This window comes from Marinobacter sp. CHS3-4 (assembly GCF_030053415.1).
GTDB lineage: Bacteria > Pseudomonadota > Gammaproteobacteria > Pseudomonadales > Oleiphilaceae > Marinobacter.
In genome coordinates this window covers 131,548-153,751 of the sequence record NZ_JASGBJ010000002.1, presented here as the reverse complement: position 1 = coordinate 153,751, position 22,204 = coordinate 131,548, and the positions used below count along the sequence as shown (strand labels likewise).

Sequence of the window (22,204 nt, the reverse complement as noted above, 5' to 3'; positions counted from 1 at the left end):
CAATACCAGGGTGAGATTCACTGGCTATAAATGTACAACTTTTTTCAGCCTGGTTTCCTCACCATCTGTTAATCAATTCCGTTCAATTGAGCTAGCCGCCAGTCATCTCAACGTATTCCTGGCGACATGGCAGACATGAAGTCATCCAGAATGCCGGAGGCCGATACAGGGCTGCCTCTCAGGGCTTCGTTGAACTGTCGGCTGAATTTCCGGAAGTCCGTCTGTGCCCATTGCGCCCGATCCAGGATATTGCGAATCGATTCCAGGTTGTCTCGATTGGCTTCAACAAACTGATAGCTGAGCGTGGCGGGCGGCTCTCGATTAAAATCATATCCAGAGTGGTAATCCCTGATGAGCAACAAGGCCAGACCGCCACCCATGAAATGGCGGCCCAGGCTTAGCTCAAGGCGACCGTTTTCGATTTCGTCCAGAGCACGCGTTTCCCAGTCAACGCCGCCAATCAAAACATCTTCCCCGGGAACCCTGCCTTTTTGCTCAGCAGCGGTTATCGCTCCCAATGCCATACCGTCACTGGCACTCCATATGAGGTCCAACTCAGGGTATCGCTCAAACAATCTGATGGTTTTTGCAACCGCCTCGGTTTCGCTCCAGTTCGCGAAGAGTAGTTGCCCTTCCAACGATGGGTGAACCGCGAGCATTGCGTTGAAGCCCCGGTTCCGATCAATGGATGCTGAAGAGTCACGTGATCCGGAAAGCCCCACCATCTTTGATGGGGAAGTTCCGTGCTCGTCCTTGAAGCGCTCATACAGCCGATCAGCAAGATTGAGGCCCGCCGAATGATTGTCAGGTGAAAGATGCCCGATCCAATGCGCCATTTTTTCCCGGGGCATTCCCGTCAGACGCAACTCGTCATCTGGAACGTCGGTATTGAAGGTGAACGCCTTTACACCGGCTTCTCCGATCATTTCCAGCATGTCATAGGTAACTTTTTCCTTGCACATCAATAACACGTAATCTGGAAGCTCGCCTGACTGCAAAACCTTTTTCAACAGATCCCGATAGCTGAAGCGATTTTCGCTGATGTCAGTGTAAATCGTCAGGTTTACGTCCAGATCTTCGGCCACGGCCTGCATGAAGCCGCCGGTCATCTGCCAGAAACGGGAATCGTCCGGGGATAGAAAAACAACATCGACGGGGGCAGCCTGTTCGGCGTTTAGAGACAGCGGGTACGAAAGAATACTCAACAAAAGAACTGCAATCGAAGCCTTAGACAGCACAAACAACCTCTGGGTGGCATCTTTTCGGAGCATAAACTTACTCTGTGTTGGCACAGAGATACACCATCTGATCTAAATTATCTGCCGCAGCTACCTTTTGAAACAGAACATTACTTTTCTGCAATTGTTAACTGCGTCATGGGTTGACCCTGGAATTGCTGATACTTTGAAAACTCAACAATAACGCATCGCAAGCATTCCATGGAGTATCGTCTCATGAGCCGCCGACTGATTGTTGGACATCTTTTGAAAAGTGCACCCATCGCCGCCGCGCTGTTGATTAGCCCGGCCGCCCATGCCGTTTCCGTGCAGGCCGTGTTTGCCGCGGAAAATGCACTGTACGGTGCCGGATATACCATTGGTCAGGCCGACGGTTGGATTGACGAGCAGCTTCGCAATGCGGTCAAACAGTACCAGGCCGACCATTCAGGGCTGACGTCTACGGGTGAGCTGGATGCAAAGACCCTGGAAGCACTGGGAATCTCTGCCAGGTCGTCACAGGTTGTTGGCGGTAACGCAGTTGCAAGCCGTGCAGCCGCCCTTTCCGAACTTGGGCTTTCCGAAGACCGATATCAGCAATCTTGGACGAAAGTTGCCGAAAAACCACCAGAGCCGAAACCGAAACCGGCACCTGAACCTGCAGTCGTGAGCGCACCCGAGCCAGAGATAGAAAAGGCCCCCGAGCCCGATTCGCAGCCCGTGGAAATTATAGCGAGTGACGAGCAGACCTCTCAGCCGGAGCCGAAAGTGGTAGCCGCTGAACCAGTCACTAAGACAAAACCTGAGCCCGAGCCAGTGCAGTCGAAAGCCAAAGTGGCCAGCGTTGACCCCAGCCCTGTGCCGGAGCAACAGCCTGACGTATCTGCGGAAGCCGAGCCCGATTCTGAACCGGTCAAAATCACTTCAAGTTTTGGTTTTAGTGATAACAGCGAGACTGGCATTGCAGAGGTGGAAGTGGAATCTGAGGCGCCCCAGGCTGACGTGGACGCAACGCTTGCGGGCAATTCTGCCGAGATAGAGGACGCTTTGCCTCAGGAACCGACAGCAGCTGGTGTGGCTTCCAATGCAGAGTCGGCCGCTGCTTCAGAGGAACCTGAAAGCAGCGGCAATGTGCTGACAAGGGTCTTCGACTTCCTGTTCGGCTGGATGGTCTGACCTTGTCCGACCCGTTTGATCAGGCGAACTTCCAGAAGGGCGTGCTGAGGCGCTGCTGAACAATTTCAGGCGGGTATCCAACGTCAGTCAGCAGCCGGCTGTCTTTGGTCAGCACCAACTGGATGAAGTCTCTTTTTTTGCGCCAGCCTCTGTAAGCGTAAACAGCTTTTCTCATCAGTCTATTCTCCGTCAAGTCTCTGTCTCTGGCGTCGCCAGAACGTGTTTTTAATAGCTTGCTATTGTATGGAAATTGGCCAGCATTCCCCATACTTGGAAACACTTACGGAGATATACGGAGTGCCCTCACCCCCTGAAATATTCGCTGTCCCCCAGCCATTCACCTATGACAAACCGCTAATAGCTGACGCACGATCCTAAGGGTTACGATGGCGATGCAGTCGACATAAAACGCCCCATCGATCTGAAGGATAAAGCGTATGACCTTTGCGCGAATTGCCGGCACAGGTTCCTATCTTCCCGACAATGTTTTGACCAACCGGGAGCTTGAAAAGCTCGTGGATACCACGGATGAATGGATCCGCGAGAGAACCGGCATTGCACAGCGCCACATTGCCATTGAAGGCCAGACAACGGTCGACCTTGCAGAACAGGCCTCCCTTCGCGCAATTGAGGCGGCTGGCGTCAATGCGCAAGACATTGATCTGATTGTTTTTGCCACCTCCACCCCGGACAAGATTTTTCCCAGCTCGGCCTGCATTCTCCAGGCTCGTCTTGGCATTCACGGCTGCCCTGCGTTTGATATCCAGGCAGTCTGCAGTGGTTTTGTGTATGCGCTATCCGTGGCCGACAAGTTTGTAAAAACCCACAGCAGCAAGAAAGCATTGGTGGTTGGTGCAGAGCTCTTTTCCCGGATTCTGGATTGGGAAGATCGTGGCACTTGCGTGTTGTTTGGCGATGGCGCGGGCGCTGTCGTGCTGGAGGCAAGCGAAGAAACAGGCATCCTGTCGACACACATCCACGCCGATGGGCAGTACGAAAACCTTCTGCACGTTCCTTACGGAATCGGCGACGGATTTGATCAGGTCCGGGCTGGCAAAGGCCATGTGCACATGAAAGGCAATGAGGTGTTTCGCATTGCGGTGAACACGTTGGGCAAGATAGTCGACGAAACGCTGGACGCGAATCAAATGCAGAAATCCGATATCGATTGGTTGGTGCCACACCAGGCTAACTTGAGAATCATTACCGCAACCGCCCGAAAGCTGAATATGTCGATGGATAATGTGGTGGTTACGGTAGACCAGCATGGCAATACATCGGCCGCTTCTATTCCGCTGGCGTTAGACGTTGCTGTTCGGGATGGGCGCATTAAACGTAACGAAGTGCTGCTTCTGGAGGCCTTCGGCGGAGGGTTCACCTGGGGCTCTGCCCTCATCCGGTTCTGATCGATCTGACCACTCGCAATGGCGATTTAAGCCAACTGTGCATTGGTGTGTGCGTCGTATACTCTTTGTGTGCCAAGTTCCAGACAATAACACTCAAAGGGATACGGAATGACGACTCAATCGAGCCGCCAAACACCTTCTGTCATCATTATCGGTACCGGTTTCGGTGGCCTGTGCATGGCCATACAGCTGAAAAATGCCGGATTTGATCAGTTCACACTCCTGGAAAAAGCGCCATCCGTCGGTGGTACCTGGCGTGACAATACCTACCCCGGTGCGGCGTGCGATGTTCAATCGCATTTATACTCATTTTCCTTCGAGCCCAAACACGATTGGACGCGCAAATTCGGCCTGCAACCTGAAATTCTGGATTACATGCGCCACTGCGTGGACAAGTACCAGTTAGCACCCCACATACAGTGTAATCAGGAAGTCAGCAAAGCCGCGTTCGACGATTCCACGAACGAATGGATTGTCGAAACGCGTTCGGGAGATGTTTTCAGGGCGACCGTCCTGGTCACCGCGACTGGTCAGCTGAATCAGCCCGCCTGGCCAAAGATCCCCGGCATCGATAGCTTTCAGGGCAAGCTGTTTCATTCTGCACGCTGGGATCACAACTATTCGCTGAAAGGAAAACAGGTTGCGGTTATTGGCACCGGCGCCAGCGCGATACAGTTTGTTCCGGAAATTGTGCCCAAGGTTGCCTCGCTCAGCCTGTTTCAGCGTTCAGCTGCCTGGGTGTTACCAAAACCCGATCGGCCATTCAAAGCCTGGGAACATGCATTGTTTCAACGCCTGCCCATTTGGGATCGCATTTACCGTTCCCTGATTTACTGGAAAAATGAGAGTCGAGCTCTTGCGTTCACACGCTTCAAAGGCCTTTTAAATCTCTTCGCCTGGCAGGCAAAACGGTTTGCGCGAAGCGAGGTCAGCAATCCTCAGAAACGCCGCGACCTGATTCCCGACTACCAGATTGGTTGCAAACGGATCCTGATCTCCAATGATTGGTACAAAGCGGTCGACCAGGAACACGTAGACCTGATTACCGCGGATATTGAACGGATTGTTCCCGATGGTATCGTTACCAGCGACGGGGCCATCCATCGCGTCGATGCGATTATACTGGGCACAGGCTTTGCGGCTTCAGAGTTTCTGTCACCGATCACGGTAGAAGGCCGTAATGGTCTATCTCTGAACGAAGCCTGGTCTCACGGCGCAGAGGCATTCAAAGGCATCAGTATTTCCGGGTTTCCCAATTTCTTTATGTTGTATGGGCCCAACACCAACTTGGCTCACAATAGCATCGTGTTCATGCTTGAGTCTCAGGTGCGGTATGTCCTTAGCTGTATACGTCAATTAGGTCAGGCGCCTGACTTGGCCATGGATATTAAAGAAGAGCGTTTGAAGCGGTATTCGTCGCAGATACAACGTCGGTTGGCGAAAAGCGTCTGGGAATCCGGATGCAGTTCCTGGTACCTCGATAGCAACGGCAAGAACACGATAAACTGGCCAGGTTTCACCTTCACGTACCGAAGAAGCACCACCGAATTTGATCCCGATGACTATGACTTTATCAGCCCCGCAAGATCATCGTGAGAAACCGGACCTGTGAAATTTCGGGTTGATCCTTTTACCCTTCTCTTGTTGGGCGCGATTGTACTGGCGACGTATGCGCCGGTAACCGGCACAGCGGCAGATCTTCTGGCGGGGCTTGCCACGCTTGCCGTCGCGTTGTTGTTTTTTCTCCACGGGGTCGCCTTATCCCGTGCACAAATCATTGCCGGTGCCACGCATTGGCGCCTGCACATCATCATCACGGCATTCACTTTCGTGTTCTTTCCCCTGGTTGCTATCCCTATCTATCAGTTCAGCCAGATACTTCCCCAATGGATGCCGCAAGATCTCGGGCTAGGCTTTCTCTATCTGGGCGTTCTACCGTCGGCAGTCTCCTCTTCCATTGCATACACAGCGATGGCGCGGGGGAATGTGCCTGCAGCGATTTGCAGTGCCGCGGCGTCCAACGTGTTTGGCATGATGCTTACGCCGTTTTTGTTGTTGATGCTGGTGAGCAGCTCCGGTGCGGGCAGCCTGTCTGTGGCAGATGCATTGAAAGACATCGTGCTTCAGTTATTGCTGCCGTTTGCCCTGGGGCATGCGTTGCGGCCCTGGCTGGGCGGATTCATGGCAAGGCACGAAAAACTCTCTACCCGTTACGACCAATGCGTGATCTGGCTGGTGGTTTATTCGGCTTTTTCCCATTCAGTGGCCAGTGGCCTATGGGAGAAGCTGCCCGTTCTGGCGGTGCTTCTCACCATTGGATTGTGCGTATTTTTGCTTGTTTTTTTTATGGCGGCAGCCACAGCCGTTGTGCGAAAACTGGGGCTGCCACTGGAAGATGAGGCCGCTGTGGTTTTTTGCGGCTCCAAAAAAAGCCTTGCGTCAGGCCTTCCCATGGCAAAGGTGTTATTTTCAGGTCACCCCGGTTTCGGCATGATCGTGCTTCCAATCATGTGCTACAACCAAATCCAGGTTGTCATCGGCGCCATGCTGGCGCAGCGATATCGGAAGAAAATAGAGGCGGCGAATTCAGCCGCCGAAGATGCCCTCGAAAAAAGCCGCTAAAACAGCGAGCGCAACAATCCAACCGATAACCGCCGGCCAGAAACTCGTCATGGGTGGCTCAGCGTCTTCTTCTGCAGACAGCTTACTGCCCTGCTGAGCGGCTTGCTGATATTCTGCCTCGGACAGCGCCAGCTCGCCCTTCTCCAGAAGTTCGTTCCAGCCAAACCAGTCGCCCAGGAACGCCACTACCGAAGGTGGAAAGCTTCCATTGTCGGCCATCGGCCGTATTTGAGCCTCCAGATTTGCTGCTATGGCGCTGCGCAAGGCAGACTTATCCGCCGGGGGTTCAGTAAGAATGGCTTTCCAAATACCCTCGTCTGCCGACCGGCGGGAGTCGTTCAGGAGTGCTTTGATCTGAATGCAAACCTCGCGAACGATCTGTTGTTCCTCCGTAGTCAGGTCAGCTTCATCTACGTCGGTCTCTTCAGAGGCTTTTTCTGAAATGGGTGCTGTTGCCACAGGCTGACCACTGGCTTCCTGATACGCTTTTTGAAGCAGTACCAGCTCCTCACCTGTCGCAAACTTTCGTTGTTGTTCGTAAGCCTGATCAATGGCGTCTCGATCCCGAGTGGGTTCGATGCCAAGTATTTCCCAACAATTCATAACAATTCTATCCAGTTACAAAATTCCGTCTCGATTTCCGAGAGACAAATGAAGCAGACTCCCTTAGGATGGATGCCAGTAGTTAAAAAAAACATTTATCACTCGGCAGATTATAAATCGACTCCCATGTCCGTTACGAATTGGCGCGTTAATCTTTTTGATACTCCTTGGCGCTCAACCTGTGTGGTGACGATGTCGGTTGCCTGTTTTATGGCCGCATCCAGTGACGTCTTCGCCTCGGAAGCCTCAGATTCTGATGTAGATCAGTTTGGCTATGGCCTGTCTGCCTCCGCAGACAGCTTTAACACACACACACCCATTCCCGAAGTGCTCACCACCACGAGGTTGCGGCAGCCAAAATCCCGCGTACCCGGCACCACCTCGATCATTACTGGAGATATGATCCGGCAACTGGGCATCATGAACCTGGTGGACGTGTTCCGTCTGGTTCCCGGCATGACGGTTAACTACGTTGGCAGTAATCAGCCGGTTACCAGCTACCACGGTACCGTTCACTATGAGCAGCGCAGAATGCAGGTGCAGGTAGATGGACGAACTGCGTATCGCGCCAACTTGTCTGACATGGACTGGAACACCATGCCAGTTCCGCTTGAACTGATTGAACGTATCGAAGTAAGTCGTGGGCCTAACAGCGCTGCGTACGGAATCAACGCCTTTCTCGGCACCATCAATATCATAACTCGCGCGCCGGAAGATTCTGCCGGTGCAGAACTGCGCGCTGTCGCCGGTACCCGCGGATATAAAAGAGTTTTTGGTTCCGTTGCAGACGAAGATGGCGATTACGACTGGCGTTTAGCGTACGAAAAGCGTAAATCTAACGGTTTTGATCAGCAGTCTGAGGGGGGCGAATTATTCCCCTTCAACGATGGCTATGACTTCAATGTATTCAATTACGACAGCACGTTATCGATTAACCCCGCCTACTCTCTGGATTTTCGTGGGGGTGTAGTCGACGGAATCGATGAGGAAGATTTGATCAAGGAGGGAAAGGTTGGATCAGACGATGACCCCAATATACTGGTGAAAGATTACTATCTTCAGACTCGCCTTAACATCAACACCTCTGACAGCCACTTCTTTCATATCCAGGTCGCTTTCCAAAACTACAAACGACGTCAAGAATGGGAAGCCTGTATTCCTGAAGCAGAGTTTGTGAAGCTGCTGCCAGGCTATGTTCCCGGCCCGAATGACGGCCCGTTTGAATTAATCCCATGCCAAGAGCCTCCTACGGGACAGCCGTTCCGAGCCAGCCTGAACGAGAATATTGAGGAGTCCAGGCTGGAATTAGAAATTGAAGATACTCTTCTGGTGTCTGACGATTTCAAAATTGTATCCGGCATTGGGTACCGTGAGGACACCTATCGTTCGGAAACCTTATTTAACGGCCGGGGACAAAACTACCAGACGCGAGCGTTCGGTAATGTAGAGTATTCCCCGTTTCAATGGCTCACGCTGAACGCGGGCGGAAACTGGGAAAAAACCACCACAACCGACGAGAGTTATTTTTCGCCCCGATTGGCTGCCAACTTTATATTGAAAAAGAATCACACCCTTCGCCTGGTGTTCTCAAAAGCAGTGCGCACGCCCGATGCATTTGAACAAGAACCCGATTGGTCTTATCGCCCCAGAAACGTCGCTGCGCCGTTCGAATTCCTGGAGGGCGCGCGTTTCAAGGTGGAGGACTTGGTTGATCCAACGACTTCCACTTATGGGAAAACACTTGAAGAAGAGCGCATAACTTCCCGTGAAATAAGCTATTTCGGACAATTCTATCTGCGGTCCGGTACACTCTCTCTCGAAGCCAGATACTTCAATGACGAGATGAGAGATATGATCAGTGGCGTTATAAGCGTCGATGACTGGACCATTGATAACAACGTTGCTCTTGATCAACAAGGATTTGAGCTTGAAGCCGCATTCGAGGTCCCCGGCACCAAGCTCAGAATAGGCTACGCTTACCTAGATCAAGACGGGCGATATACTGGCGTGGAATCTCGCAGCAATGACCAGAAAGAATATGCGGTTACACTGCTTGGCAGGCTATCAGTGCGTCACTCCGGCAGTGTTGCTTTGATCAAGGAGTTGCCGCTCGATCTTACCGCTTCGACAGCTTATTACTGGGCGGACGAATTTCGCTTCGATAATTTTGAGCGAGCTGACTTCAGGATCGCGAGAAATATATACGCCAAAGGCTACAGCTATGAATTGGCTTTAACCATGCAACACTATCTGGAGGAAGATCCGTCCCTGAGCCCCCACAATATAATCAACGACCAGAATCAGTTTTATGCTGAAGCTGGCATCCGGTTCTGAATCCAGATCAAGGACGATGTAACACCCCGGACGGCATGAACATAAATCACTCAAACACAATTCGCCAACAGTTGCTGGCCAATCTGACCAAGGTCACTGGCCCGATATTGTTGGCTGTGTTTGCGTTGTTTCAAGCCGGGCTGTCTCTTGCGGGGAGCGATCCCCCTATCCCTTCCTCGATTGTCTATGTGGCTGAATCACAGAATGACAATCTTAACCGACGAATCACGGAATTGCTGATTGAGGCGTTTCCCGAGTCCGTGGCACTTCGTTCCTTTACGCCCGGGCAGACCTCTCAGGATAATACCTCGCCGGTGATTGCCCTTGGGCCCGACGCGTTCAATCAGGTCAGGCGCGAGAACGCCCGCGTACCAGTACTTGGACTATTCGCGGACAAAGCCTTCCTGGAGAGCGATATCGAACAGGGGCCAGGCCAGAATGTGTCTGCAATACTGTCTGACACGCCCCTGATAAGACAGGCGGCCATCGGAAAATCCATACTGCCTTATGCCACGCGTGTCGCCATGCTCGCCCGACCTGAAACAGAAGATCTTTACGTTCCGGTGCTTGAACAGTTGCAATCATTGGGTATGGAGGGCCGAATTTTCGTGGTTCCATCCACCGAGCGCCTGATTCCTACTCTGATTCGCGCCCTGGACTATGGCGATTTTCTGTTGGCCGCAACGGGCGATGGCGTGTATAACCCGCGCACCATCAAGCATATCCTCCTGACAGCCTATCGCCGCAATATTATTGTCATCGGGCCGAGCCAACCTTATGTAAAAGCAGGCGCGCTGGCTTCTTCGTTCACCCCCCTGAGTGAAATTGCGGAGTCAGCCACTGAATATCTGCAACACTACTGGCAGACTGGCGAATTCCCGCCAGCAAAGAGGCCTGAGGCTTTTGGCATCGAAATAAACCGCCAGGTTGGTCGGTCTTTGAATATTCCTATTCCAGAGAGGCAAGCATTGATTGATTCTGTCATTCAGCGCCTCCAAAACCGTGGGGCGCAATCCAATGAATAAGTCCCCGGTTCAGCACGCATCACTTACCCGGAAGTTGCTGCTACTGGGCGCCGCCCCTGCGATCGTCATGTTCGTTGTGCTCATGCTGTTCTTTACTTCCGCACGCCTGGAGGATGCTCGTCGGGAAATTGCTGCCAGCAGCCAGATGATGGCAGACAGTCTGGCTCCGGCGGTTGAATATGCCGTCGTTTCGGGTAACGAAGAAGCACTTCATCAGACTCTGGATCAGTCGCTTCAACAAAGCCGTGCAGACTGGATACGGGTATCCAATGTGGTCGGCCAGGAAGTTGGTTTCGCGACGGTTAATGGCGACCAGTCGATCAGCGCTCCGGACGACTACATCGTGTTTGAATCCGAAATACTGCAGCAGCCTCTTGAGCTTGGTGGCAATCGGGAATCCGAATGGTTCCAGCCACAATACGGCTTTGACTCTGGTGCAATGCGAGTCGGGTCGGTAGAGGTCGGGGTTCATAAAGATCGGTTGGCTGAACGACGAGCGGACATTATCTGGACGTCACTGGCGGTCGGCTTATTCCTGCTCATGTTCACCATGGTGATCGTGAATTACATTCTTGGTGGCATCATTGCGCCGATTCGTGCACTTACCAGGCGCGTAGAGAGGCTGACGAACCGCGAATACGATCAGGTTTCGGTGAGCGAAAAGGGGTCCGCCAGAGAGATCATGGAGCTTGAAGAGCGCTTTAACGACCTTGCCGCGCACCTCAGCAACCTAAAGGCAGACAGGGACGAAACACTGGCCTCCACCGAGCGAGCCCGGGAGCGGGCGGTTCAAGCCAATCGCACCAAAACGGAATTTCTCGCCACCATGAGCCATGAACTGAGGACCCCCCTCAACGGAGTGCTCGGCATGATTGATCTGGTGTCGGAGGACCCGTTGACCGAGCGGCAGAAGGACTATCTGCTGACGGCCAAACAATCCACCGAAGACTTGCTGATGGTCATCAGTGACATTCTGGATTATTCCCTCATTGACCGTGGAACCCTGCAACTGGAGAACCGTCGTTTCGATCTCAAGCAGGTCATTTCCAATTGCTCTGCCAGCTACCGCCACATTGCTGAAAAGCAGGGTCTGGTTCTGGAGACCGAGTTCCAGGGTGATTGGCCTGAACCGGCTATGGTGATGGGCGATGCTGCAAGACTGCGGCAGATTCTCTCCGGCCTGATCGACAACGCCATCAAATTTACCAACGACGGCTCAATCAAGGTCAATGCCACCTGGATCAATCTTGAAGATAACTGCGCCCTGCTTAATTGTTCCGTCAAGGATTCCGGACGCGGTATTCCAGATGATCGTCTTCAGGACGTGTTTAATTCTTTTGAACAAATCGATACCACCGACAGTCGACAGTATGGCGGAACCGGAATGGGACTGTCTCTGGTTCAGCGCTTGGTGGAATTGATGGGCGGCCATGTGAAGGTGGAAACGGATCTCGGGGTTGGGTCCGTGTTCCGGTTTGAGCTTCCGTTTGAGCTAACAACCTACCAGCCGTCCGATGAGCCGGCGAAAACCTTCCAGGGCGGGTACGCAGATGGACGTTCCAAAGCTCTGGTAGTCGAGGACAATCTTGTGAACCAGCGCGTGGCGAAGGCACTTCTGAAACGCCTGGGCTTTGAAACCGACACCGCCGTTAACGGCCAGGAAGCAATTGATCTTGTTCAATCAAATCATGCCGGTTACGACGTGATCCTGATGGACTGCCAAATGCCGATTATGGATGGCTACGAAACCACTCGAACCATCCGCGAGTGGGAGAAAAGTAACGGTCAGGGCGGTACCCCGATCATTGCTCTGACTGCAGACGCGCTTCCCGGCACTGAAACCCAATGCCGGGAAGCGGGAATGAACGACTATATGGCCAAACCCGTCAGGAAAGAAAGCCTGCGGCAGGTGCTCAGTCGATGGATCAGCCTTTGATCACCCTACTGGCTCGCGCATGGTCACAAACTCTTCAGCGGACGTTGGATGAATGCCAAGGGTGCTATCGAACTGGGCTTTTGTTGCGCCCGCTTTGATGGCGACGGCCAATCCCTGAGTGATCTCGCCTGCCTCTGGTCCAACCATATGCGCGCCTAAAACCTGATCGGATTTGTCGTCCACCACGAGTTTCATAAGTGCTCTCTCGTCGCGACCGCTAAGTGTGTGCTTCATGGGCTTGAATTCGGAGCGGTAGATTCGAAGGCTGTGCCCGGCCTCGCGAGCTTCCTCTTCTGTCAGGCCGACCGTGCCTATGTTGGGCTGGCAAAACACCGCGGTTGGGATGCTTGAATAATCCATGTCTCCCTGTCCATCTCCGAACAGACGACGCGACAGCACCATGCCCTGCCCCAATGCTACTGGCGTAAGCTGAGGAGTACCGATTACATCGCCTAGGGCCGTAATGGAAGGCACAGAAGTCTGGAAATGATCATCCACCGCGATGTGTCCGGATTGAGTCATTTCAACACCCAGCGCTTCGAGTCCCAGCCCTTCCACGAGAGCCTTTCGGCCGGTCGCTGCCATTACCAGCCCGGTGGTAAGCCGGGTACCGTCGGTCAGACGGACGTGGTAGTGGGTGTCGATGTTCTCAACGGATTCAATATTGACCCCAAACTTTAGGTTTACCCCTTTCTTTTCCATTTCCGTAGCCATGAACCGACGGACATCGCCGTCAAACCCTCGAAGGAAAAGCTCACCGCGATACAACAATGTGGTCTCCACACCCAGCCCGGCAAGAATACCGGCAAACTCTACGGCAATGTAGCCACCGCCCCAGATGACGGCCTGTCTTGGCAGCTGAGGCAGGTAAAACATCTCATTGGAGGAAAGCACGCATTCCTTTCCGGGAATGTCCGGAATTGATGGCCAGCTACCGGTCGCAACGGTGATGTGTTTGGCCGTGTAAGCCTGGTCATTGACCATGACGGTGTTGGCATCCGACAGTGTTGCCGTGCCATTGATAACGGTTACCCCGGCATTGTCCAGCATGCGAGCGTATATTCCGTTCAATCGGTCAATTTCCGCATTTTTATTCGCCACCAGGCGCGCCCAATCGAATCGAACCTGGTCTTCTGGGACGTGCCAGCCGTAGCCGGCTGCGTCTTCGATGTCTTCGCCGGCATGGGCGCCGTACACGAACAGTTTTTTGGGCACACATCCAACGTTGACACAGGTACCGCCAAGGTATCGTGATTCCACGACGGCTACCTTTGCTCCTTTGGCAGCGGACATTCTTGCCAACCGAACTCCTCCCGAGCCGGCCCCGATTACGATCAGATCAAAACTCTGCTGCTCAGACACGGAATCTCCTGATTATGACGAAATGGGGTTTACTGGGAACCTGCGTTTTTTTCGGTTCCACGAACTTCGCGAAATAGCACGTGGTCTTCGAAGTCACCCAGCTGCACCGTGCCAATGCTTCGAAAACCTTCAGACTCGTAGAACGGGAGATAGCGGCTATTGCCCGTATCCAGGACCAGTCCGCTACCGCGAGGGTTTTCTGCGCACAGTGTTTCCACGGTTTTTAACAACAGCCTTCCATACCCGCGATTCTGATAGTCTGGTTTCACGCCCATCAACGGAAGTTGATGGGCCTGGGGCTGCGGCAACAGGGCTTTAATACGCTCATGATAGTCAATGTACCGCCTGGTGCTCGCAAAGCCGGCGGTCAACACCATGCGTATGCGCCAGCTTATTTGCCCACCAAGATTCAGGCGCAAATCGGGATCCCCGATGAAGGCCACAGCCACCAGAGTGTCGTTGACCAGTATTCCGATGGCCTCCTGATTCAGCTCGAAGTACAGATCAATCAGCTCACGAACGGTTGCCCTGACTCTCTGTTGATACCCCGGTTTTCGATGGTTGAACAAATATTGAAAGGTGGCTTCGTCTTTATAAGCATGGACGAGAATGGAAATGGCTTCGTTGCGCGCACTGGCATCGAGGCGCACGATGGTTGGCTCGGAAGTGTTCTTGTGTTCGCTTTTGCCAGCGGTCATCGCTTAACTATCCTGTTAAATGGTCAAAGTCAGACGAACAGACACCATGCCCGGTTCATCTTGGCGATCCATGGATGCCTGTTCAATCTCGACACCATTGTCGATATTCAGCTGTTCAAGCCAACCGGCAACCTGACTGAAGGGAACCTGATCCAGCCAGACACGGATGGCATCGTCGCCGCTCGGCTCAAAACGCTGCAAAGCCAGTCCGGAATCTCCCGCTGTGCGTGTCACCAACGCCATCAACGCACGTGCGTCCTCCGGTTTGTTGACGCTGCTGCCCGACTGGCCAGAAGCACCGCCGGCCAAACGCTGCAGCGCCGGTTTGTTGGTATCCATCCAGGCCAGCAGTTGTTCTGCGCTCTCCCGATCACTGATCGCCTGATCGTGAAAGGACGCCGCCGGCTGCCAGATTGCAAAATAGAGTATGCCCAAAAATACGGCAATCGCCAGTACCATCAGCGCCTGCTGATCACGGCGCGGCAACTGATCGTACTGTGCGGTCAACTTGCCAACCAGAGGTTGTTCCTTGATTCGCTCTAACATATCAACCCCCTGAAACCGTTAACCGGCCACGAGCGCCGTCTGCTTCATTAACCACCGAACCAATCTGGGCTTCAAGCCCCTTATCGGACAGGCCGTTTCGCAACGCGCTGAGTTTTCCGTAGGAATCAGCCCTGACATCCACCACCAGTTCACCCCGGTTCTGACTGTAGTTAACCGAGTTGAAGACGACGGAGTCCGCCCCCGCCAGCTTGGTGTATTCGCTGCCGGTGTATTTCATCAGCGCAATAAAACCCGCATCGGTACCACGTTCCTGAAGCTGGTTTAACTGCCCCTGCACAACACGCCTGACGTTACCAGCGGTGGTTCGGCGATCGTTAGGAAAAAACTCCCGATAGATGCCCATCGCCTGTTCCTGAACCTGCTCCGCTCTTTCCGAGTGGTAATACCCAAACCCGATCTCAACAGCAACCTGCAGGATAAACCAGACACTCGCGACGGCGACCAGTGGTTTCCAGACCCCAAAAACACCGGTTTTTTTACGTCGAATGCTGTAACCGCCCTGGCAAAGATTGATCGGTGCGCATAAATGATGGTGGTGGGCGTGTGCCAGCAATTCCAACGGCATCAGCTCCAGAACCTGCTCTTTTACGGCAAGCCTCGCGGCACCCTTGAGCAACCCAATGTCTGCCTGCGAATGGTCAAACTCATTCTCGGTGGCAAACAGAGTCACCGGAACTTCCGCGACCACTTCTTCCGACGGCGGTGCCGACAGGGTTTGGACAAACATTCCAAGATTCCGGGACTGCACGGATAACCATTCGCCCTGATCATTGGCCATCATGGCCGTATCGCCATCCAGGCAAATGGACCAGCCATTGTCGGTAATTGGCAACAGAGAAGCATCTGGATAAATCGCTTCCAGAACTGCGTGGGACCAACCGCTGAACAGCTCAATCCAGTGACCCATCTGGCGATGATCGATCGCCGCCACCTGATAACCATTTTCGGTATGAGGGCCAAGCGCCAGATGCACCGACTCGATGTCCTGGGCGATCTGCTCTTCGACGGCAAACGGCAACGCCTGTTGGATAAAGCGACTCTGCTTGGCTGGTATGTCGGCCAGACAGAACAGGGCTTCTTCGCCTGGAATCAGACCGATCAGGCGTACCCCTTTCAGGTCATTCTGGGCGAGAGTCTGCTCAATGGTCTCACGGCTGTCCCCGCTTCCATGGGCCTGACTATCACCACTGGCATCCAGCAGTGCCCAGTTGAAGCGCTGTTCTGCCAGGTCAGCGTCGGGGCCCTGGAAAGGAGCCGTTGGCCTAACGTAGAGGCGGTAAGACATGCTGAGTATGAGTCCTTTATGGTTATTCAGGAACGGAGACCGGTTCCTTCGTGATTCGATTTTTCTGGCCTGTGTCTCGTCTGACGGTCTGCATCTCGCCTTCCGGGCTTCGATAGACGGTGCTGATCAGGTTTGCCACCCTGTTATCGTAGGTAATCCGGGACACGACCTCAAAAAAATGCGTGTTTACTTTCAGCCCTGCTGTTTTTAGTCCTAACCCGGCGAACTCATCCAGTTTCAAGAACTCCTGAACCGTTTCAAAGGGCTCTTCAGCGCGCTTTTCAACAACGGCCTTCCCTTGTGCCAGACTCAGCTCAGTATGCAATGCCGCGATCACTTCTGCCGTTGCCGTGTTCACATTAATACCCGCACCTGATACTGGCAAGGCGGCCACATGTGGAAGCAGAGCCCGGTAGGCCTCTTCTGTCATGCCTTCAATCAGCCGAAGCTCGGTCACGCTGGTGAACGGTTGGTTGGCTGCGCGGTAGGCAGGGTCTGCAACCAGATATCGCCCGTCTTCTGCGCCATAGGCCGTAATGGTCTGATCATTGGTGTCTATCCAGTCAATCAGCGCATCCACTCGAAATTCGGTAATCTCCAGCACCTCCAGCAAGGCACTGAATCGGTCTTTGGACACTGGATCCACGCTGTCGCCTCCGGGAACCAGATCATTCAGGTTTAGCCGTCCTCCAAGGCCGTCGATTTGCACCTCGGCAACGGCAATGACCCTGGCATCCCCCTCTTCCGTGGTCTCAACCGGTAACACGGCAGAATTGGAGGCCCAGAGTTCGTCCAGGCTATCGACCAGGCCATTGTCTTCCTTGTCGTCTTCGAAATCTCTGACAAGAATCCGGTTCGCGAACGCTTCCGCGCCCAGCGCAATACTGTAACCTTGCTGCTGTGCAAGATAGTGGCCGGCACTGAAAATGCGCAGCTCCTGCTTGGGCGCCATACCAGCCGCAATCAGGGTCACCAATGCCATGGCAAGCAACACCATGATCAACGCCACTCCCCGCTGCCCAGAATTGGTCAAGCTTCGTTGGGGTTTAGCCACTGTTACCCCCGGCGGATTCTTCGGCGTTATCTTCGCCCTCACCAACTCCGCCAGAGCTGGCGTTGATTTCGTTTTGGGCTTTCTCCGCATCAAAGTTCGGCAGGATGAACGTCCGGGTCAGCAAGCCAAAACGCTCGTGCTCGATAATCACTTCCAACCCTGAAGGCAGCCCCATATCGGGTCGAGACCCCAGCGTTTGCGCTGCCATGCTCTCATCGCCAGGCCAGTTTTCCTGCCAGGTCTGTTCGTCATCCAGAAAGCGTACCTGGAAATCTGTAACGTTCTGAAGCATCAGCACATCGCGGCTTTCGTCTTCCTGTCCCTGATCGAGCGACACCCAGTAACGACGCCTGATCGTGTCGCCGGTGTATTCCCAGCCCACACGCTGGAGAGTGCTTCGACGGATTCCGAGCGGGTTCCGCCATCCCTGTCGAGTCAGCATCAATGCGTAGTCTGCTTCACGGTTCGTCATGGCGTAATCAAAATCGCCATAGATGTCTCGTGCCGGGCGGTTAACCGCCTGGGTAATATCGCGTTCGAGAAACAACATGGTGCGCTGCAGGGCTTCGAACTGAACGGCCAACTCATCCACGCGATCCCGGGCCTGAACAATGCCAGACAGCACCTGCCACACGCCGAGCCCGACAACGGCGGTAATGCCAATGGCGATCAGCACCTCCAGTAACGTAAAACCCCGTTCCCTACGCATCATTGAGTCCCCACGAAGGCAGACAGCGAATGCAGCTGGGCCGGTTCCGAGCCATCACCGCGAAACTTGCTGACGGACACCTCTACCCGTCTGATTGCCGGATCCTGGGTGTTCAGAACGGTCGTTTCTACCCGCCAGCGTGACGGGCCATAATCCAGATCTTCTGTGGTCTGGGACACTGAAGGCGCAGCTTCCTGAAGACGAAGTTCGTTGATTTGGTTGTCGGCGAGCCAGCCCGCGAGTGTCTTGTCACGAACCCGTTCGTAAGTAGATATGTACTGGCTGCTCATTTGGGCAGCCACCGTCGCGATGATGCTGAAAACCAACAAAGCGACCAGCACCTCAATCAGGGTAAAGCCCTGCGCCTTTCTCATGGCTCCTCGCTTGCCTCTCTGCCAGGATGTTGCCACTCAATGGGAGATACTCCGTCAGAGACAATTCGGTGAACATAGTCGTCGTTAACAGCACTGGGAGAGTCGAGAGTCAGTTCCAGCTCAAACGGTGTGGCCTCTCCACTGGAAAAAAGCACAATATCTGGCCGAATTTCATCGTCCTCTGAGCTGGCAAGCCTGGGCGCATCGTTCTCGATATACTCCGTCACCACCAGCCATTCAGGCATTTTTCTCTGGCGATACAGGCGCTCCCCGGAAGGCTTCCAGGAGCCCCTCTGCTCATCGTACGCAACAAAACGATAGGCATCTTCTTCCAGAACCAGCCCCAGTTCTGTGTTGTTGATAATGGCCTGCTCGGACACTGTTTGCATAAGCAGGAAGAGTTTTTGGGCTTCGTTGTCCAGGTCCCGGCGCAAGGAGTTTCCGCCGAGCGTGAATGTGGCCAGCGCAACCAGCATTCCGACCACCACCAAAACGACCAGTATTTCTATCAGCGTAAAGCCTGCAGACCGTTGCGGTGATCTAAAACCCACTTACTTCTGCACCTGCCACACACTGATGTCCGCGTTGTCGCCTTCACCACCTTCCTGTCCGTCGGCGCCGAAGGAATAAAGATCATATGGGCCTTCCGTGCCTGGGCTGATGTACTGATATTCGGCACCCCAGGGGTCCACGGGAACGGATTTCATATAACCGTCCGGGTTCCAGTTCCGGGGCTCGGGGCTTCCACTGGGCTTGGAAACCAGTGCCTCCAACCCCTGTTGGGTTGAGGGGTAATGGCTGTTGTCCAAACGGTAAAGATCCAGCGCATTAGCAATGTTCCTCATTTGGGCTTCCGCTGCCGTTACCCTGGCCTCGTCACCACGACCAATAATATTGGGCGCGACGATGGCGATCAGAAGGCCCAGAATGACCAGCACCACCATGATTTCAATCAGGGTAAAGCCCCGTTGTTTGGATGTTTGCTTCAAGAGTTTGCTCCTCATCGCTTACTGCCTCTCTATAAATTGTGTGTCGCCGAGTCAATCAGGCGATCAGATTGCTCATGTTCAGAATCGGCAACATGATGCCCAGCACAATGACCAGAACCACGCCGCCCATGAACAGCAACATCAACGGTTCGAACAGACCTACCATGGTGGCAATCTTCGCCTGCAAGGCATTTTCCTGCATGGCCGCTGTCCGCTCGAGCATGCTGTCCAGTTCACCGCTGGCCTCGCCGCTGGCAATCATGTGCAACATCATGGGTGGAAAGTACCCGGTCTGATCCAACGCCTTATGCAATGAGCCACCCTCGCTGACTTTTCGCGCTGCGTCCCTCAGCACTGCCCGCAAATGGTCGTTGCCAAGTACTTCACCGGCGATTCTCATAGCTTCTACAAGGGGAACGCCACTGGTCGTCAGAATACTGAGTGTGCTGGCGTACTGGGCCGTGCTGACACCACGAATCATGTTGGCAAACAGCGGAGTATCAAGGAGCCTTTTATGGACCCGAATACGAAAGCCCGGCTTTTTCATTGCCATGCGAAAGCCAACGATGCCAAGTATTATCGCCAGCGCCACGTAGATGCCGTAATCGACAATAAAGTCTGACACAGACAGCAGTGCCGAGGTTAGTGCGGGTAAATCCTGCCCCTGGTTAACGAACACATCGATGATGTCTGGTACCACGTAGGTCAGCAAAAACACCACAATGGCGATCGCAACGATGCTGAGGATGATCGGATAAATGGCAGCCAACTGGATTTTCTGGCGGGATTCCTGACGTGTCTGGGTGTAATCCGCCAGACGATTCAGCACCAGGTCCAGATGCCCCGCATGCTCCCCAGCGGCGACTGTCGACCGATAAAGCCGGGGAAAAGCGCGAGGGAACTCTCCAAGACTGTCGGCCAGGCTATAACCTTCCATGACCTTCGCCCGGATGGCGATCAACATGCTTCGGATTCGAGGCTTGTCGGACTGGCGGGAAGTCGCAGACAACGCCTGCTCAATAGGAATACCCGACTGGATAAGAGTGGCGAGCTGTCGAGTAATCAACGCCAGATCAGCAACACTGATGGCGCCCCGGCTGACAAGAGGGCTACCGCTTTGCTTCTGTTTTTCGGTGGCGTGTTCCACTTCCAGGGGCGTCATGCCCCGCTCACGCAGTAACTGGCGAACCGCTCTTGGCGCGTCTGCTTCCATCACGCCTTTCTTCTGCTTGCCCTTCGGGTCAAGCGCTTTGTACTCGAATGCAGGCATGAGTTCAGCGGCTCCGATGGGTTACACGGAGCACTTCTTCAACCGTCGTAACCCCATCCAGTATTTTCTGAACGCCATCGGCATGGATGCTCGGCCCATGGCGTCGCGCCTCATGCTCGAGCTCCAGTTCCCCTGCCCGTTTGTGGATCAGTCCGCTGATCTCTTCGTTGACCTCGACGACTTCGTAAATACCGATCCGGCCCCGGTATCCCAACTGATTGCAGGCCTCACAGCCGGTGGCGCGATACAGAGTCGGCGGGTTGGCTGGATCCTTCTGGATGAATTCGCAGTGTTCTTCGGTGGGCGTATAAGGCTCACGACATTCCGGGCAGAGCACCCTGACCAGTCGCTGGGCAACCAGCCCAACCAGGCTTGAAGAAATCAGAAACGGTTCGATGCCCATGTCCATCAGGCGGGTAATGGCGCCCACGGCGGTATTCGTATGCAGAGTGGAAAACACCAGGTGGCCGGTCAAACTGGCCTGAACAGCGATCTCTGCAGTTTCTATATCGCGGATCTCACCAATCATGACCACATCCGGATCCTGCCGCAGAATGGCCCGCAACCCCCTCGCAAACGTCATGTCGACTTTGGTGTTGACCTGGGTCTGACCAATACCGGGCAGGTTATATTCAATCGGGTCTTCAACGGTCAGAATGTTACGAGTGCGATCGTTTATCTCCTGAAGAGCCGCATACAGAGAGGTCGATTTACCCGAACCGGTTGGGCCGGTCACCAGCAATATGCCATAAGGGCGCTGAATCAAACGACGCAAAGTTTTCAGGTCGCCTGGCGCCATCCCCAGAGATTCCAGGCGAATCGCTCCTGCCTGCTTGTCGAGCAGTCGCAGCACGACCCTTTCACCACTGGAGGACGGCATGGTGGACACCCGAAGATCAATTTCGCGGCCGCCGACCCGCAATGCAATACGGCCGTCCTGAGGGACCCGCTTTTCTGCAATGTCCAGTTTCGCCATGACTTTTATCCGGGATACCAGCAGGGGCGCCAGCGCCCGTTTTGGCTGAACGACTTCTCGCAGCACCCCGTCTACCCGGAACCGGACTACAAGGCGGGTTTCGTAGGTCTCAATGTGGACGTCCGACGCACTGGTTTTTACGGCTTCTGTCAGAATGGCATTTATCAGCCGAATGATGGGGGCATCGTCTTCCTGCTCTAGCAGGTCTTCCGTCTCGGGCACCGATTCCGCCAACGATGCCAGGTCCATGTCGTCGCCAATGCCTTCCACCATTTGCATGGCTTCGGCAGAATCGTTCTGATAGGCAGCGTTGAGGGCAGAATCAAACTGATCAGGATCAATGGTGGCAAATTTGGCCTGGCCTCCACTAATACGGTTCGCCTCCGCCATAGCAGCGTGACCAGCCCCAGGCTTGACCAGGACAATGGCCTCACCATCGTCGTCCCGAGTGAGAATGACACCGTTGCGCTTCGCAAACAGGAAAGGAAGGCGGCCGACCGGCGCATCCTGCGATTGTACTTCGGTGTCTGTCTCCACTGTTGCCTGAGTCCTTATTTTTAAAATAATTTTGAAGGCTACCACAGGAATTGGAACCGCTGAA

Annotated in this window: 21 protein-coding genes; 7 read left to right on the top strand and 14 right to left on the bottom strand. The window is 54.0% G+C overall.

Annotation, left to right across the window (positions count from 1 at the left end; all coding sequences use genetic code 11):
• Positions 1-107: 107 nt before the first annotated feature.
• Positions 108-1,271: an ABC transporter substrate-binding protein gene (locus QLQ17_RS08695; RefSeq protein WP_283209193.1), complete on the bottom strand. Its 1,164-nt coding sequence runs from the start codon at positions 1,269-1,271 to the stop codon at positions 108-110.
• A 183-nt stretch (positions 1,272-1,454) separates the two neighbouring features.
• On the opposite strand from QLQ17_RS08695, the gene QLQ17_RS08690 reads away from it, so the two are divergent.
• Positions 1,455-2,393, top strand: coding sequence for a peptidoglycan-binding protein (locus QLQ17_RS08690; RefSeq protein WP_283209192.1), 939 nt, complete (start codon positions 1,455-1,457; stop codon positions 2,391-2,393).
• Between the two features lie 19 nt (positions 2,394-2,412).
• Here the strand turns inward: QLQ17_RS08690 and QLQ17_RS08685 are convergent, their stop codons facing one another.
• Complete coding sequence (locus QLQ17_RS08685) at positions 2,413-2,568, bottom strand: hypothetical protein (protein ID WP_283209191.1); 156 nt, start codon at positions 2,566-2,568, stop codon at positions 2,413-2,415.
• Between the two features lie 262 nt (positions 2,569-2,830).
• On the opposite strand from QLQ17_RS08685, the gene QLQ17_RS08680 reads away from it, so the two are divergent.
• The 3 genes from QLQ17_RS08680 (at position 2,831) to QLQ17_RS08670 (ending at position 6,421) form a co-directional block, all read left to right on the top strand.
• The gene (locus QLQ17_RS08680; protein WP_283209190.1) at positions 2,831-3,799 is read left to right on the top strand and encodes a beta-ketoacyl-ACP synthase III; all 969 of its coding nucleotides are present in this window, start codon (positions 2,831-2,833) and stop codon (positions 3,797-3,799) included.
• Positions 3,800-3,907: 108 nt separating this feature from the next.
• Positions 3,908-5,395: a flavin-containing monooxygenase gene (locus QLQ17_RS08675; RefSeq protein WP_283209189.1), complete on the top strand. Its 1,488-nt coding sequence runs from the start codon at positions 3,908-3,910 to the stop codon at positions 5,393-5,395.
• 12 nt (positions 5,396-5,407) lie between these two features.
• On the top strand, positions 5,408-6,421 hold the full coding sequence (locus tag QLQ17_RS08670) for a bile acid:sodium symporter family protein (RefSeq protein WP_283209188.1): 1,014 nt from the start codon (positions 5,408-5,410) through the stop codon (positions 6,419-6,421).
• On the opposite strand, the gene QLQ17_RS08665 is transcribed toward QLQ17_RS08670, so the two are convergent.
• Positions 6,386-7,024 carry a J domain-containing protein gene (locus QLQ17_RS08665; protein WP_283209187.1) on the bottom strand — a complete coding sequence of 213 codons (639 nt, stop codon included), beginning with the start codon at positions 7,022-7,024 and terminating at the stop codon, positions 6,386-6,388. The two genes, QLQ17_RS08670 and QLQ17_RS08665, sit on opposite strands and share 36 nt — an antisense overlap.
• 48 nt (positions 7,025-7,072) lie before the next feature.
• Here QLQ17_RS08665 and QLQ17_RS08660 point away from each other — a divergent pair, with 48 nt between their 5' ends.
• Genes QLQ17_RS08660 through QLQ17_RS08650 form a run of 3 tightly spaced genes read left to right on the top strand, consistent with a single transcriptional unit; the run spans position 7,073 to position 12,319 of the window.
• Positions 7,073-9,358 carry a TonB-dependent receptor plug domain-containing protein gene (locus tag QLQ17_RS08660; protein WP_283209186.1) on the top strand — a complete coding sequence of 762 codons (2,286 nt, stop codon included), beginning with the start codon at positions 7,073-7,075 and terminating at the stop codon, positions 9,356-9,358.
• A gap of 35 nt (positions 9,359-9,393) precedes the next feature.
• Positions 9,394-10,383 (top strand): ABC transporter substrate-binding protein, encoded by a 990-nt coding sequence (locus tag QLQ17_RS08655; RefSeq protein ID WP_283209185.1) that lies wholly within the window; start codon positions 9,394-9,396, stop codon positions 10,381-10,383.
• A complete protein-coding gene (locus tag QLQ17_RS08650; RefSeq protein WP_283209184.1) occupies positions 10,376-12,319 on the top strand; it encodes a HAMP domain-containing hybrid sensor histidine kinase/response regulator in 1,944 nt (647 codons plus the stop codon). Before QLQ17_RS08655 ends, QLQ17_RS08650 begins: the two co-directional genes overlap by 8 nt.
• Here the strand turns inward: QLQ17_RS08650 and gorA are convergent, their stop codons facing one another.
• Genes gorA through gspE form a run of 11 tightly spaced genes read right to left on the bottom strand, consistent with a single transcriptional unit; the run spans position 12,320 to position 22,140 of the window.
• Complete coding sequence (gene gorA / locus QLQ17_RS08645) at positions 12,320-13,681, bottom strand: glutathione-disulfide reductase (protein WP_283209183.1); 1,362 nt, start codon at positions 13,679-13,681, stop codon at positions 12,320-12,322.
• A 29-nt stretch (positions 13,682-13,710) separates the two neighbouring features.
• On the bottom strand, positions 13,711-14,379 hold the full coding sequence (locus QLQ17_RS08640; protein ID WP_283209182.1) for a GNAT family N-acetyltransferase: 669 nt from the start codon (positions 14,377-14,379) through the stop codon (positions 13,711-13,713).
• A 15-nt stretch (positions 14,380-14,394) separates the two neighbouring features.
• Positions 14,395-14,925 (bottom strand): type II secretion system protein M, encoded by a 531-nt coding sequence (locus QLQ17_RS08635; protein ID WP_283209181.1) that lies wholly within the window; start codon positions 14,923-14,925, stop codon positions 14,395-14,397.
• A 1-nt stretch (position 14,926) separates the two neighbouring features.
• Entirely contained in the window at positions 14,927-16,231 is a 1,305-nt protein-coding gene (gene gspL, locus QLQ17_RS08630; RefSeq protein WP_283209180.1) for a type II secretion system protein GspL, read from the bottom strand.
• Between the two features lie 22 nt (positions 16,232-16,253).
• Positions 16,254-17,285: a type II secretion system minor pseudopilin GspK gene (gene gspK / locus QLQ17_RS08625; protein WP_283209179.1), complete on the bottom strand. Its 1,032-nt coding sequence runs from the start codon at positions 17,283-17,285 to the stop codon at positions 16,254-16,256.
• The gene (gene gspJ, locus QLQ17_RS08620) at positions 17,278-17,997 is read right to left on the bottom strand and encodes a type II secretion system minor pseudopilin GspJ (protein WP_283209178.1); all 720 of its coding nucleotides are present in this window, start codon (positions 17,995-17,997) and stop codon (positions 17,278-17,280) included. The genes gspK and gspJ overlap by 8 nt, the downstream gene beginning before the upstream one ends.
• Positions 17,994-18,368: a type II secretion system minor pseudopilin GspI gene (gene gspI, locus QLQ17_RS08615; RefSeq protein ID WP_283209177.1), complete on the bottom strand. Its 375-nt coding sequence runs from the start codon at positions 18,366-18,368 to the stop codon at positions 17,994-17,996. The genes gspJ and gspI overlap by 4 nt, the downstream gene beginning before the upstream one ends.
• On the bottom strand, positions 18,365-18,919 hold the full coding sequence (gene gspH / locus QLQ17_RS08610; RefSeq protein WP_283209176.1) for a type II secretion system minor pseudopilin GspH: 555 nt from the start codon (positions 18,917-18,919) through the stop codon (positions 18,365-18,367). Before gspH ends, gspI begins: the two co-directional genes overlap by 4 nt.
• Complete coding sequence (gspG, locus tag QLQ17_RS08605; RefSeq protein WP_502867368.1) at positions 18,920-19,357, bottom strand: type II secretion system major pseudopilin GspG; 438 nt, start codon at positions 19,355-19,357, stop codon at positions 18,920-18,922.
• Between the two features lie 55 nt (positions 19,358-19,412).
• Positions 19,413-20,627 (bottom strand): type II secretion system inner membrane protein GspF, encoded by a 1,215-nt coding sequence (gene gspF, locus QLQ17_RS08600; RefSeq protein WP_283209174.1) that lies wholly within the window; start codon positions 20,625-20,627, stop codon positions 19,413-19,415.
• 4 nt (positions 20,628-20,631) lie between these two features.
• Positions 20,632-22,140, bottom strand: coding sequence for a type II secretion system ATPase GspE (gene gspE / locus QLQ17_RS08595; protein WP_283209173.1), 1,509 nt, complete (start codon positions 22,138-22,140; stop codon positions 20,632-20,634).
• Positions 22,141-22,204: the final 64 nt, after the last annotated feature.